At 72.4% G+C, this 13,837-nt stretch carries 11 protein-coding genes; 4 read left to right on the top strand and 7 right to left on the bottom strand.

Features of this window, described 5'->3' with window-relative positions:
• Positions 1-84: 84 nt before the first annotated feature.
• Positions 85-1,779 (bottom strand): VWA domain-containing protein, encoded by a 1,695-nt coding sequence (locus SMIR_RS17935; RefSeq protein WP_168493725.1) that lies wholly within the window; start codon positions 1,777-1,779, stop codon positions 85-87.
• Positions 1,780-2,021: 242 nt separating this feature from the next.
• Between SMIR_RS17935 and SMIR_RS17930 the strand changes: the two genes are divergently transcribed.
• On the top strand, positions 2,022-4,115 hold the full coding sequence (locus tag SMIR_RS17930) for a PhoX family protein (protein ID WP_168493727.1): 2,094 nt from the start codon (positions 2,022-2,024) through the stop codon (positions 4,113-4,115).
• A 36-nt stretch (positions 4,116-4,151) separates the two neighbouring features.
• Here SMIR_RS17930 and SMIR_RS17925 read toward each other — a convergent pair whose 3' ends face one another.
• The gene (locus SMIR_RS17925; protein WP_168493729.1) at positions 4,152-5,093 is read right to left on the bottom strand and encodes a LysR family transcriptional regulator; all 942 of its coding nucleotides are present in this window, start codon (positions 5,091-5,093) and stop codon (positions 4,152-4,154) included.
• Positions 5,094-5,292: 199 nt separating this feature from the next.
• Here SMIR_RS17925 and snpA point away from each other — a divergent pair, with 199 nt between their 5' ends.
• Complete coding sequence (gene snpA, locus SMIR_RS17920) at positions 5,293-5,973, top strand: snapalysin (protein WP_168493731.1); 681 nt, start codon at positions 5,293-5,295, stop codon at positions 5,971-5,973.
• Between the two features lie 127 nt (positions 5,974-6,100).
• Here snpA and SMIR_RS17915 read toward each other — a convergent pair whose 3' ends face one another.
• The 3 genes from SMIR_RS17915 to SMIR_RS17905 all read right to left on the bottom strand — a co-directional run bounded on the left by SMIR_RS17915 (position 6,101) and on the right by SMIR_RS17905 (position 9,947).
• Positions 6,101-8,044 carry an FUSC family protein gene (locus SMIR_RS17915; protein WP_168493733.1) on the bottom strand — a complete coding sequence of 648 codons (1,944 nt, stop codon included), beginning with the start codon at positions 8,042-8,044 and terminating at the stop codon, positions 6,101-6,103.
• 38 nt (positions 8,045-8,082) lie between these two features.
• A complete protein-coding gene (locus tag SMIR_RS17910) occupies positions 8,083-9,090 on the bottom strand; it encodes an endonuclease/exonuclease/phosphatase family protein (RefSeq protein ID WP_168493735.1) in 1,008 nt (335 codons plus the stop codon).
• 71 nt (positions 9,091-9,161) lie between these two features.
• Positions 9,162-9,947 (bottom strand): alpha/beta fold hydrolase, encoded by a 786-nt coding sequence (locus SMIR_RS17905; protein WP_211118761.1) that lies wholly within the window; start codon positions 9,945-9,947, stop codon positions 9,162-9,164.
• 160 nt (positions 9,948-10,107) lie between these two features.
• Between SMIR_RS17905 and SMIR_RS17900 the strand changes: the two genes are divergently transcribed.
• The gene (locus tag SMIR_RS17900; RefSeq protein ID WP_168501170.1) at positions 10,108-11,448 is read left to right on the top strand and encodes an aminotransferase-like domain-containing protein; all 1,341 of its coding nucleotides are present in this window, start codon (positions 10,108-10,110) and stop codon (positions 11,446-11,448) included.
• On the opposite strand, the gene SMIR_RS17895 is transcribed toward SMIR_RS17900, so the two are convergent.
• Both SMIR_RS17895 and SMIR_RS17890 read right to left on the bottom strand, forming a co-directional pair.
• Positions 11,363-12,262: a hypothetical protein gene (locus SMIR_RS17895; RefSeq protein ID WP_168493739.1), complete on the bottom strand. Its 900-nt coding sequence runs from the start codon at positions 12,260-12,262 to the stop codon at positions 11,363-11,365. The two genes, SMIR_RS17900 and SMIR_RS17895, sit on opposite strands and share 86 nt — an antisense overlap.
• A gap of 241 nt (positions 12,263-12,503) precedes the next feature.
• A complete protein-coding gene (locus SMIR_RS17890; protein WP_248003014.1) occupies positions 12,504-12,962 on the bottom strand; it encodes a hypothetical protein in 459 nt (152 codons plus the stop codon).
• 154 nt (positions 12,963-13,116) lie between these two features.
• On the opposite strand from SMIR_RS17890, the gene SMIR_RS17885 reads away from it, so the two are divergent.
• Positions 13,117-13,752, top strand: a complete 636-nt coding sequence (locus SMIR_RS17885) for an NAD(P)-dependent oxidoreductase (protein ID WP_168493741.1) — start codon at positions 13,117-13,119, stop codon at positions 13,750-13,752.
• The last annotated feature ends 85 nt before the right edge of the window (positions 13,753-13,837 follow it).

The raw sequence follows: 13,837 nt of genomic DNA, 5'->3' as shown, positions 1-13,837 counted from the left end.
GGGCCGCCCGCTTACCCTTTTCAAGGGGTGGGAAACGGGCGGCCGCGTGTGGTTCCTGTTGGGCCTACGGGGTCCTGCGAGGTCCTACGGGCGCCAGTTCTCCAGTACGCCCTCGTAGACCTCCGCGTCGGTCAGCTCGCGCGGGGTCGGGCCCGCGTGGAAGAAGGCCGTGTTGTCGGTCTTCAGCTTGCGGAGGTAGTCGAAGGCCTTGTTGTCGTGCTCACCGAACGCGACGAACGAGAAGAACACCGTGGGGTGGTTCTTCGCCGCGTCCGTGAGGGACTGGGTGGCGGGTGTCTTTGCGTCCGGGGCGCCGTCCGTCTGGAAGATCACCAGGGCCGGGTCCGTGGTGCCGGACTTCTGGTGGTGCGTGACGACTTCTTCCACCGCGATGTGGTAGCTCGTACGGCCCATCCGGCCGAGGCCGGCGTGGAGGTCGTCGATCTTGTTCTCGTGCTCGGGGAGGGTGAGCTCGCCGGTGCCGTCCAGTTCTGTGGAGAAGAAGACGACCTGGACCTTGGCCTCGGGGTCGAGGTGGGCGGCGAGGGCGAGGGCCTGTTCGCCGAGGGCCTGGGCGGAGCCGTCCTTGTAGTACGCGCGCATGGACGCGGAGCGGTCGAGGACGAGGTAGACCTTGGCGCGGGTACCGGTGAGGTCCCTCTTCGCGAGGGCCGTTCCCGCTTCCTGGTAGGCGGTGGCGAGGTCGGGGGCGTGGGTCTTTACATGGGTGAGGGGGGTGGCGGGGGTGCCGGTCGTGCCGGCCTCGGCTTCGCCTTCGGCCGGGTCTTCTTCCCCACCCGCACCACCCGTGACGCTCTCGTCGTCGGGTGCGGGTGGCCCCGCCGGGGGCTGATCGCCGTCGGCGGCCACGGGCTCGTTCGCGGAGTCGTCCGCCGAATCGGGCGTCGACTCGTCCGCCGAGGCCGCCACGGGCTCGGTGACCGGTTCCGCGGTCGGCTCGGCGGTCGGTTCGGCCGGGACGACCTCAGCGGTGACCGGGGCGGAGATTTCCTCGGCGACCGGCTCGGAGGACTCCTCGGCGGCGGGCGCGGGGGCTTCTTCGGCCTCGGGCTCGGGGGCTTCCGCGGTGATCGGTTCCGGGGTCTCTTCGGCGTCCGGCTCCGAGGTCTCCTCGGCGGCGGGCTCGGGAGCCTCTTCGGCCTCGGGTTCGGGCTCCGGGGCGGACACCTCGGCGGTCTCGGCGACCGGCTCGGATTCGACCACGGGTTCCGGCTCGGGCGCGGGCGCCTCCACCACGGCCTCAGCCTCTGCCTCGACCTCGGGCTCGGCCGGAACCTCGACCTCGGGCTCGGCCACCGGCTCCGCCGCGACTTCGGTCTCGGCGTCGGCCGTGGTCACCGGCTCGGGGTCCGGTGCCGGAGCCGGAATAGAAGCGGGGGCGGAGACGGGAGCGGAAGCGGCAGTCGGCTCCTTCTCGGCCTTCTCCTCCTCGGTCGCCTTCGTCTCCTCGGTCGTCTTCTCCTCCAGTACCGGCTCCGCCGGCTTGGGGACCGTGACGTTGTCGAAGGCCGCCGACACCAGCTCGTCCACCACGGACGACTTGGGTTCCGGCTTCGGCGCCGACGCCGGCTCCGGCTCCGACGAAGGTGCGGGGATCTTCGGCTCGGCCTCCTGGGCAGGAGCCGGCGTGGGCTCCTGCTCGGTGGCCGGAGCCGGGACCGTGGGGGCCGTAGCCTCCGTCGGCGAGGTCTCCGCGTCGGCGTCACGCCCCTTGCGTGAGCGGCCGAACGCGTTCCGCAGGAGAGTGAGAATGCCCATGTGCGCAACCCTTCGCATGAGTTGAAGCCGTCAATCCCTGGCCAGGACGGACACGTAAGGTTAGCGGCCGTCTCCGGCGATCTTGGGCAGGGTCGGGTACCGACAGGTAGCGGTGTCAAGAGCGTTATCAAGACCCCTGCGAGAGCGGGAGGTTCACACTCCGTTCACCCGGCCGCAGAGTGCTCGCACCCGCATCCCCCTAGCGTCACGCTCACACCAAGGGTTCGCAAGGGGAGAGTAAAGTGCGCAGACTGCTGCCGTTGATCGGAACACCCGGCTCGCATCCCGGCGGGCGATCCGCCCTGACCTGCCGGTTCCGCTGTGGTGACGCCTGCTTCCACGAGGTGCCCAACACCAGCGACAACGCGTACGTCGGTGATGTCATCGCCGGTGCGATCGGCCGCCGTTCGATGATGCGGGCCGCGGCCGTCGTCACGGTCGCCACGGCGACGGGTGCGGCGGTCGTCGGTACCGGCGCCCAGGCCGCGGAGGCCGCGGAGGCCATTCGGGCCGCGGGAGGGGGTGTTGCGGGCCGTGATGGACATACCGGCGAAAAGGCCGCGCGCGGGCTGCGGTTCAGCCCCGTTGCCCCCAACACCGCCGACGCCGTCACCGTCCCCGGCGGATATGGCCAGAATGTCGTCATTCGTTGGGGTGAGCCCATCCTGCGCGGTGCTCCCGCCTTCGACCCGGAGCACCAGACCGCCAAGGCCCAGGCCGGCCAGTTCGGTTACAACAACGACTTCCTCGCCCTCCTCCCGCTGCCCGGTGAGCGCGGGCGGCAGCTCCTCGTGGCGAACCACGAGTACACCGACGAGGTGCTGATGTTCCGCGGGTACGACCCCGCGAACCCCACCCGTGAGCAGGTCGAGGTGGCGTGGGCCGCCCACGGTCTGTCCGCCGTCGTGGTCGAGGAGGACCGCAGGACCGGCAGGCTCACCGCCGTCACCCGGCACGCCCTCAACCGTCGCGTCACCGCCACCACCGAGTTCCGGCTCACCGGCCCCGCCGCCGGATCGGAACTGTTGAAAACCTCCGCGGACCCGACCGGGCGCAAGGTGCTCGGCACGCTCAACAACTGCTCCGGCGGCACCACCCCCTGGGGCACCACGCTGCACGGCGAGGAGAACTTCAACCAGTACTTCGCCAACGCGAGCCGTGACACCGACAAGCGGTACGGGCTCGGTACGGGCGCGACCGAGCGCAAGTGGGAGCGGTTCGACAAGCGGTTCGACGTGGCGCAGGAGCCCAACGAGTCGCACCGCTTCGGATACGTCGTCGAGTTCGACCCGTACGACCAGGCCTCCACGCCCCGCAAGCACACCGCGCTGGGCCGCTTCAAGCACGAGGCCGCGACCGTGCGGCTGACGGACGACGGGCGGCCCGTCGTCTACACCGGCGACGACGAGCGTTTCGACTACTTCTACAAGTTCGTCGGCAGCAAGCGGATGCGGCACGGTTCCTCGCGCTCCGTGCGGGAGCACAACCTCTCCCTCCTCGACGAGGGGACGCTCTACGTGGCCCGGCTGACCGGCGACTCCCCCGCCGCCGACATCGACGGGAGCGGGAAGCTTCCGGCGGACGGGGAGTTCGACGGCAGTGGTGAGTGGATTCCGCTGGCCACCGCGACCGCCCGCGGGGCCGTCTCGCACGTGGACGGGATGACGGCCGAGGAGGTCCTCGTCTTCACGCGGCTCGCCGGTGACAAGGTCGGCGCGACCAAGATGGACCGGCCCGAGGACATCCAGCCCTCCCCGCACACCGGCAAGGTCTATGTCGTTCTGACCAACAACACCAACCGTGGAAAGGCCGGGTCCGCGGGCGCCGACGAGGCCAATCCGCGCAACGCCAACAAGCACGGGCACATCCTGGAGCTCACCGAGCGGCGAGGCCGCGCCGAGGCGACCACCTTCGGCTGGTCGCTGTTCCTGGTCGCGGGCGACCCGGCCGACCCCGCCACCTACTTCGCGGGCTTCCCGAAGGACAAGGTCAGCCCGATCTCCTGCCCGGACAACGTGGCCTTCGACCCGCACGGCAACCTGTGGATCTCCACGGACGGCAACCAGCTCGGCTCGCACGACGGCCTGCTGGGCGTGGCGACGAAGGGCGAGCGGCGCGGAGAGCTGAAGCAGTTCCTGACGGTGCCGACCGGCGCGGAGACCTGCGGGCCGATCATCCAGGACCGGCGGGTACTCGTCGCGGTCCAGCACCCGGGCGAGATCGACGGCGCGTCGGTGGAGAAACCGGCGAGCAACTGGCCCGACGGACCCGGGAGGATCGTGCGCCCGGCGGTCGTCTCGGTGTGGCGCACGGACGGCTGCGACATCGGGGTCTGAGGTCGCGGGCGTCGTCGCGGGAGTCGCGTACGGGGCTCAGGGGAGGGCTGGGACGGGGTTGTCCACGCCGCTGCGTTCCAGCCACTCCCGGTACGCCGGGGACTGCTGTGCCGTCTCCCGGTACGCCTCCGCCAGGTCCGGATAGACGCCGTCCAGCTCGGCCTCGGTGCGCGCCGCGAGCAGCAGACGTACGCCGAGGGGGTCGCCGTACAGTCTGCGGACCACCGTCTCGGGGCCCGACTGGCGGGTCGGCTGGCAGACCGTGACGACCTCACCGGTCGCCACCAGGGATGCCGTCGTGTGGTAGTCGCCGTGCAGGACACGGGGGTTGAGCCCGGCCGAGCGCAGCATCCGGTGTACCGCGTCCCACTCGCCGTCGACCGTCGGGTCGATCATCCAGCGGTCCTCGGCCAGGTCGGAGAGGCGTACGACGGAGCGCGCGGCGGCCGGGTGGTCGATCGGCAGGGACACGAACTGGGGCTCGCGCTCGACCAGGACGCGCAGCCGCAGCCCGCTGGGGATGCGCAGCGGGCAGCCCTCGACCTCGTGCACGAAGGCCACGTCGAGCCGGCCCTCGGCGACCAGGTTGAGCAGGGCGTTCGCGGACACGTCCATCTGGAGGAGCGGTTCCATGCGGCGTTCGCGCAACCGGCGCAGCCAGCCCGCGAGGGCACGGCTCGCGGTGGAGCCGATGCGCAGCTGGGGGTCGTCCGCGGCGGCGGCGCGGGCCTCCGCGACCAGGGACCGCATTTCGGCCACCAGCGGGCGGGCCCGGCCGAGCACGACCCGGCCGAGCGAGGTGGGTCGGCAGCCGGTACGTTCGCGGGTGAACAGCTCCCCGCCCAGCTCCTGTTCGATCCGCCGCAGCTGGGTGCTCAACGAGGGCTGGGCAACGCCGAGCAGGCGCGCGGCGCGGTGCAGGCTGCCGGTGTCGGCGATGGCGCACAGCGCGCGGAGATGCCGGACCTCAAGCTCCATGCCGTCGGAGCCTAAGTCGCGGGCGTGGGTTGCACCAGACGCACAAACCCCTTGCAAGGCAGGCGAGTTGGGCGCTCCGGGACGGTCGGGGCAGCTCGCCCCGATAGGGCTGCCCTATCGCCGATTGCCATCATCACAGCGGACGCACAGGCATCGACACTCACCGATGACGACTTCACCCCCCACACAAGGAGTCATCATGCGACTCTCCCTGCCCATGCTCTCGGTCGCGGTCGGGTTGGGCCTCACGGCCGCCACGTTCGGCGCGGTCCCGGCCACGGCGGCGCCCGCCCCCGCCCCCGCCTCCGCGTCGGCCCCGTACGCCGGTTACTCCGGATCGGCCGCGGAGGCCAAGGCGAACCAGGCGTTCTTCCAGGCGGTCATCAGGTCCGTCGCCGAGAAGCGCGCCGCGAACCCGAGCAGCGCCGCCGCCGTCACGGTCGTCTACAACGCCTCCAGCGCGCCGTCCTTCAGCGCGGAGATAGCCCGCAGCACCCAGATATGGAACAGCGCGGTCTCGAACGTCAAGCTCCAGTCGGGTTCGGCGTCGAGCGCCGACTTCACCTACCGCGAGGGCAACGACTCGCGTGGCTCCTACGCCTCCACGGACGGTCACGGCAGCGGGTACGTCTTTCTCGACTACGCGCAGAGCGAGCAGTACGACCCGATCCGCATCACCGCGCACGAGACCGGCCATGTGCTCGGTCTGCCCGACCACTACTCCGGACCGTGCAGCGAGCTGATGTCGGGCGGTGGCCCCGGCCCGTCCTGCACCAACGCGATCCCCAACACGACCGAGCGCTCGCGCGTCAACCAGCTCTGGGCCAACGGTCTCGCGCAGGCACTGGACAAGGCGCTGAGCAAGACCGACGCCCGCTAGGCCGACAGGGTCCCGGGCGCCGAGCGGCCGCCGAACCCGTAGTACACCGCATACCGCCGTTCCCCACCCCCCACAGGTGCGGGCCGTCCCCTGCACGGGCGGCCCGCACCCCCTGTTTCCGGACCGGTCAGCGCGGCGACGCGATGGCGCGAGCCGCCGCGACCTCCTGGCGCAGCGGCTCCAGCACACTGCCGGCCGGCCCCGTGAGATCCGTGCGGACCGCGATGAGGGTGTCGGTCTCGCGCAGCCCGTCCGACAGCTCCCGCAGTTGCAGCGCGACGTGGGAGATCTCGGCCGGTGAGGGGCGCTGGGCTCCGTGCCGGAGCCGTACCCCGGCGGCCGTGGTCGCGTCCACGATCCGCTCGGTCGCGACGACGAGCGGCAGCCAGGCGGCGGCGCGCCGGCCGTTCGGCGGCGGTTCGCTCAGGGCGCGCTGGAACTCCGTACGGATGGCGGACAGGTCGCGGTAGAGGCGGCGCCGCATCCGGGCGCGGGCGGCGGGGTCGACGTCCGTCCCGAAGGCGTACTCCACATAGCGGGCGGTGTCCGCGACCGCGTCCGCGAGGCGGTCGCCGACCCGGGTGTGCCAGCTCTCCGGCCACAGCAGATAGCCGGCGACGAGGGCGATCGCGCAGCCGATGAGGGAGTCGACGAGGCGTGGCACGAGCAGGGCGGTGCCCAGGTGGTTGAGCACGTCGGAGAGGAGGAGGATCACCGGGGTGACGGCGGCGGTCTGGTAGCCGTAGCCGCGTGGGCCGAGGACCGGGATGAGCGGGCCGAGGACGAACATGACCGGCACGTCCCACCAGCCGAGCGGCACCAGGGCGAGGACGACGGCCGCGACGACGAGCCCGGCGACCGTGCCGAGTGCGCGCAGCAGCGCCCGGGAGAAGACCGAGCCGAAGTCGGGCTTCATGACGAAGGTGATGGTGAGGGCGACCCAGTACGAGCGTGGCACCGGGACGAGGGAGACCAGGGCCTGGGCGAGGCCGATGCACAGGGCGAGGCGCAGGCCGTAGCGCCAGGAGGCGGCGGACAGCAGGACGTTGCGGGCGGCGCGGGTGGCGCGGACGCGCAGGGCGGCGGGCCTGCCGAGGCGGTCGTCGACGTTGTGGAGGGACGCCTTGTCGGCGTTCCGGTCGCTGACGACGTCGGCGGCGTGCCGCAGGGCGTGGTCGACGGCGCGCGCGGTCTCGTTGGTGGGGACCGGCAGGCCGAGCCCTATGGGGCCGGTGTAACCGGTCTCGACGGCGTCGGCGAGGTGGCGCAGGGCGTCCGGGACCTCGGGTGCCAGCGGCTCGTTGAACTGGTGGACGGCCGGAGCGGCTTCGATGACGGGCGTGATGGCGTTGAGCTGGGCGAGCAGCCGGACGACTTCGGGGCTGCGGCCGTGGTGGAAGGCGCGCCGGGCGAGGGCGAGGTCGTAGGACTGGTTGAGGGACTGGGTGACGGCGAAGCGGACGTCGACGTACCGCTCGGTGCCGGTCGCGGCGAGCAGGTCGGCGACGGTCCGGTAGGTGTGGGCGACGGCGACCCGTTCGGGGACGCCCGAGCGCAGCGGCCAGGCGAGCAGGGCGAGGGCCAGCACGAGGAGGCCGCCGCCGGACATCAGCACGGGCGCGAGCCACCAGGATCCCGGCAGTGGAAGCCCGGCGCCGATGGAGCAGTTGAGGAGGAGCAGCAGGCTGGACACGGAGGCCACGGCGCCGATCGTCGAGATCATCCCGGAGACGAGCGCGACGCCGGTGACCGCGCCGACGGCGACCCAGCCGTGGCCGAAGACGAGCGAGCCGATGGTGACGCCGATCGCGCCGAAGAGCTGGGGGACCGCGATGTTGAGGATGCGCATGCGGTAGGCGTCGGCGGTGTCGCCGATGACGCCGGACAGGGCGCCCATGGAGGCGAGGGCGCCGTACGCGGGTTCGCCCGCCGCGAGGCCGATCGCCAGCGGCAGGGCCAGCGCGATCGCGGCGCGCGAGGCGGCGGCCCAGGGGATGGGGGCCTGCTGCGGCCGGAGGTTCCTGACCAGCCAGTCGGGAGGGGTGAGAACACTGGGCAACTGGCGGGGCATGGCCTCATTATGACCGCATCGCGCCACCGCTCCCGGGCTCATTTGTGCTGGTGAAGGGTGATATCGACGAGGAGCGCGCGATGGTCGCTGCCGGCGGTGCCGAGGAAGGTGACCGCGTTCGCGGAGAAGTCCCGGGAGACGAGGACGTGGTCGATCTGGGCGCCGAGGGTGGGGGCGGTGCGGGCGGGCCAGCTGGGGGTGCGCGGGGAGCCGGCCAGGCGGGCGCTGTCGCGCAGTCCGGTGTCGAGGATGCGGCGGAACGCGGCGTGGTCCTGGGAGGCGTTGAAGTCCCCCGCGAGGATGGTGGAGCTGTCCTTGTCCCCGGCGGCGTAGTCGCGCAGTTCGCCGAGCTCGTGCCGCCACAGTCCGACCTGCCCCGGCAGCGGCGGCATGGGATGCGCGAGCTGGAGCCGTACGGCGTGCCCCTGTACGTCGGCCACTGCCCCCGGCATCCCCATCGTCCCGCGTACGCCGTCCGCCACCGCGAGCGGGAACCGGCTGATGATCACGGATCCGTCGGACCCGGCGCCCTCGACGGACACGCGGTACGGATAGCCGCCCCCTGGGCGCTGGAAGGCCTTCTTGAGCGTGGCGGAGCACGTGTACTCGCACTCCTCCACGAACACGATGTCGGGCCGGTGCCGTTCGACGGCGGTGACGAGCGCGCGGGCACCTCGTCCGAACTGCACGTTCGACGTCATCACCCGCAGCTCGGCGACCGGACTCCCGGTCGGCTCACTGGTCCTGCCGTAGGGCTCGATGTACCAGGCGAGCGCGCCCAGCACCAGCACACCCCACACCATTGCGACCCGCCGACGGGCGAACAGGGCGAGCAGGAGTCCGAGGCCGGTGGGCGCGAGGAGCCACGGCAGAAAGGCGAGCAGTTGGGGCACGGGGGTGATGCCGTCGCTGTCCGCGACCCGGCACCCGACCACCACGCTCACCCCGGCCAGCAGCAGCCCGCCCGCCCAGGCCCCGGCCCGTCGGCCCCCGGACCGCGTCGGCCGATCCTCGGACCCCGCCGGGGCGGTCACCGCAGTCTCCAAGTCCGGGCCCGCCTTCCGCTCGTTCGCGTGGGGTGCCCGAATCCTCCCTCACCGACGGGCGGGGCGTCTGCTCAGGCGTCGAGTCCGTCCAGGAAGTCCGCCAGCGCCCCGTTGAACTCCTCCGGTCGCTCCAGGTTCGGCAGATGGGCCGCCGAGGCGATCACGCTGAGCGTCGAGTGCGGCAGCGCCGCGTGCATCGCCTCCGCGTCCGGCACCGGGGTGTACTCGTCGTCGGCGCCCACGACGACGAGGGCCGGGACGGTGACGCGGGTCAGCAGGTCGCGGTAGTCGGGGCGCTCGGCCCGTCCCCGCAGGGCCGCCGCCGCGCCCTCGGGCGGCGTGGCGGTCATCATGCGGCGCACGTGGGCCGCGACCTGCGCGTCCGCGTACGGCGCGACCATCTTGTACAGCACCTCGTCGGCGTAGCCGGCCATGCCCTCGCGCAGCAGCCGGTCCGCCATCGCGGCGCGCGCCTTCCTGCCCTCCGGGGTCTCGGCCGACGGGAACGTGTCGGCCAGCACCAGCCCCCGGATCCGCTCCGGGAAGAGCCGGTAGCACTCCATCGCGATCTGGCCGCCCATGGAGAGTCCGGCGAGGATGAACCGGTCCACCCCGAGGTCGTCCAGCAGCGCCGCGATGTCCTCGGCGAAGGTGGCGAGGAGGGTGACGCCGGGGACCACCGGAGACGCGCCGTAGCCGCGCAGGTCCGGGGCGATCACGCGCCGTCGCGACGAGAACGCGGCGATCTGGGGGGCCCACATCGTGTGGTCGAAAGGGTGGCCGTGGATCAGGACGAGAGGGAGCGCCGCGACATCGGCGGTGCCCCCTTTGTCCTCGTACGCGAGGAAGGGTGTCATGGCCACGACCCTAGGTCCGGCCAACTGCTCGGTGCAATAAGATCTTTGCCCTCGGTGCAATCCGAGCAGTGCAATCCGAGCAGTGCAATCCGAGCAGTGCAATCCCAGGCAGTGCGATCCGATGCTGCGATCCAGAACGCGAACAGGGGGACTTCACGTGGTGGACGACTACCGGCGCATCGCCGACCGGCTCGCCGACGACATCGCCGCCGGGCGGCTCAAGCCCGGCGAACGACTGCCCCCGCAGCGGGCGTTCGCCCGACGGCGCGGGATCGCCGGCTCGACGGCCGGACGCGTCTACGCCGAACTGGTGCGGCGCGGACTGGTGGTCGGCGAGGTCGGGCGCGGCACCTTCGTCCGGGCCGCCCAGGTCCCCTCGGGACGCGCCCTCACCGAGCCCTCCCCCGAATCCCCGGCCCCGCTCGTCAATCTGGAGCTCAACTACCCCTCCATACCGGGCCAGTCGGAGCTGCTCACCCCCGCCCTCGCCCCGCTGCTGCGCCCCGACGTCCTCACCGAGTCCCTGCGCACCGCTCCCGCCGCCGGTACGCCCGCCGCCCGCGAGGCCGCCGCCGCCCTCCTCGCCACCCCGGGCTGGCGCCCGGCCCCGTCCCGGCTGGCCTTCGCGGGCAATGCCCGCCAGGCCATCGCCGCCGCGTTCGCCTCCCTCGTCCGGCCGGGCGGCCGCGTCGGCGTCGAGGCGCTGACGTACCCGCTGGTCAAGGAGATCGCCACGCGGCTCGGCATCGCTCTCGTACCGCTGGCCATGGACGACGAAGGGCTGCGGCCCGAGGCGGTCACCGAGGCCCACCGCTCGGCGCCGCTGTCCGCCGTGTACGTCCAGCCCACCCTGCACAATCCGACCGGCGCGACGATGGGGGACGCGCGTCGCCGGCAACTGGCCGACACCGCACGCGACCTGGACCTCCCGCTCGTCGAGGACCGCATCTGGTCCTTCCTCCACACCGGCCACGACCCCCTCGCCGCCCACGCCCCCGAGCGCACCTACCTCGTCGACAGCCTCTCCAAGCGGGTCGCGCCCGGCCTCACCGTCGGCTTTCTCGTCGTGCCCGAGGACCGGGTCGAGGACGTGGCGGCGGCGCTGCGCTCCGGTGCCTGGAGCGCGGGACGGTTCGCGCTGGAGGCCGCGGTGCGCTGGCTGGGCGACGGCACGGTCTCCCGGCTGGTCACCGCCAAGCGGGCGGACGCGGCGCTGCGCCAGGGGCTGGTCGCCGAGCACCTCGCCGGGTTCCGTGTGCGGGCCGATCCGCGGGCGTACCAGGTCTGGTGGGAGCTGCCCGCGCCGTGGCGGGCGGACACGTTCACGGCGGCGGCAGCGGCGCGCGGGATCGCGGTGACCCCGGGCTCGGCCTTCGCCGCCGCCCCGGCCGCCTCGACGGCCGGGGCGGACGCCGTCAGGCTCGGACTCGGTTCGGTGGCTCCGTCGGATCTGCCCCGGGCGCTCGGGACACTCGCCGACGTCGCGCGTACGCCGCCGTGAGCAGGGCGGTCAGCGCCACCGTGACACCGAGGACGAGCAGCGCCCAGGAGACCAGGCGCAAGGTGTCGGTGAGGGCGTCGTAGACCGCGCCCACCGCCGTGGGGGACACGTCGGGCGGCAGGTCGGCGAGGGTGAGCCGGCGGCCGACGGCCACCGCGACGCCGAGCAGCGCGGCGCCCAGCGCCGTGCCGAGCCCGGTGGCCAGCACCGCCTGTCTGCGGCACACCGCGACGAGGATGCCCGTCACGGCGAGAACGGCCGCTGTGACGGGCAGCCAGAATCCGGCGACTTCAAGCACGTGGAACCCCTTCCGGAGCTCGGCCAGATCCTCCGAGGGCAACACCGTGATCTCGGTGTGCTCGAGGGGGATGCGGTTCGCCAACGGCACGTGAGCATCGGCGAGTTGACTTCTGACCTGTTCGGCGACCGGGGCGAGGTCGATCGTCACGGCCTCCTCCCGGTCACTGCGCAGCGCCCGCATCACCGCCTCGTGCGCGGCCCGGTTCGCCGCCTGCCACGCCGTGTGGAACGCCGGTGTCAGCGTGAACGAGCGCACCGCGTCCCGTACGAAGTGGTTCACCGGCCCCTGGAGCGGTGCCCGCACATGGACTTCGCGCAGGATCCCGGTCGTGACGGCCGCGGCGATCGCCTCCCGTACGTCCGTGTCGGCGGCGAGCGGCTCCATCGCGGCCGCGTAGCGCTCGTCGTCGCCGATCCCGTACGCCGCCCAGGTCGACAGCGCACCGAGCGGCGCGAACAGGCAGGCGAGGGCGATCAGGACGGCCGACAGGGTGCTGCGCACACGAGGGGACACCTCACCAGGCAAGGTCCCGTGGGCGGCGGGCGCGAGCGGTGTGACTCCATATGGGTGCAAACGACAAGCCGCTCCGGTGGAGAGCTCACCCGAACGGGTGTTACCTGGTTGTAGCGGCTCTTCCCAGGACTCCTGGGACTTGGTCCCAGGGGGTAGGTGAGTGAGGGAGGTGCACGAGGCCCCGGCAGCCTGCCGGGGCCTCGTGCACCATGTCGTGCCGTTGTGTCAGCGTGCCGCCGTGTCAGTTCACGGGATGGCCCGCCGCGTCCTCGTGCGTGTAGTAGTGGTAGAAGCTCCCCGCGAGCACGAACACCGAGACCCCCAGCGCCATGAACGTGGAGCGCAGCACGGAAGCGCCGGTCAGGCTGTAGAGGAACCCGAACGCGATGCCCGCGAACGCGGTCCACACCAGCGCGTGCAGTTCACGCCTCAGGACCGGCGCCAGCATGCGCACGCCGATGTAGGCGGCCGCGAACACGATCGCGCAGACGAACCCGAACAGGACGTTCCAGCCCGTGATCGGTCCGGCGTCGCGCACATTGGCCGCCGCCCAGTACCCGTAGATCAGCCCGCCGACGACGGGCACCGCCCACTTCGCGACGGCGTGGGTGCGCTCGTCGAAGACATCGGGTGCGCGGTGCGTCCGCGCCGCCCATGTCGAACCCGCGATTCCCGCCGTTCCCGCCGTACGCCTTGTCACCGCTCCGTGTCGTGCCCCTGACGCCTTCGAGACTGGTGCCGCGTGAGTCATGGGAGCACTCCTCTCTCCTCGCCCCGCCTTCCAGGTCACACCCCGGCCGGGTGGCTGGCAAGTCGGGATGCGGAGGTTTTGGCCTCGTGTTTCGCTGAATTCCATGAAGGTCGTACTTTTCGGCGCCACCGGAATGATCGGCAGCCGTATCGCAACGGAGGCATCGGCGCGCGGGCACCAGGTCCTGGCGGTGAGCCGCTCCGGGCGGTCGCCGGTCCCCGGGGTCACGGCGACCGCCGCGGACGCCTCGGACACGGCGAAGGTGACCGAGCTGGTGGCGGGCGCGGACGTGGTGGTCTCGGCCTGCGTACCGCCGAGAGACGGGACGGATCCCCGGGGGCCGTTTCTGGCGCTGAACACGGCGCTGGTGGAGGCCGCCCGGGCGGCCGGGGTGCGGCGGCTTGTGGTCGTGGGCGGGGCGGGCAGTCTGGAGGTCGCGCCCGGACAGGCGGTCGCGGACCAGCCCGGCTTCCCGGAGGCCGTTCTGCCGGAGGCGCTCGCCCACCGCGACGCCCTCGACTTCTACCGCACGGTCGACGACCTGGACTGGACGTACATCTCGCCCGCCGCCGACATCGCCCCGGGCGCCCGTACCGGCGTCTTCCGCCTCGGCGGCGACCGGCTGCTCACCGACGACCACGGCAACAGCCGGATCAGCGCCGAGGACTACGCCATCGCCGTCGTCGACGAGCTGGAGACGCCCGCCCACCCGCGCGCCCGGATGTCGGTGGCGTACTGACGAGGAACGGATGGTACGGCGACGTGGGCGCCCTGCGACGCATCCGAGACCTGTCGCCGCTGCTCGGCCCGGTGCCCCCGGAGCA

Source organism: Streptomyces mirabilis (assembly GCF_018310535.1).
In the GTDB taxonomy this organism is placed as follows: domain Bacteria; phylum Actinomycetota; class Actinomycetes; order Streptomycetales; family Streptomycetaceae; genus Streptomyces.
The sequence above is the reverse complement of the archived record's forward strand: the minus strand, read 5'-3'. Positions and strand labels throughout refer to the sequence as shown.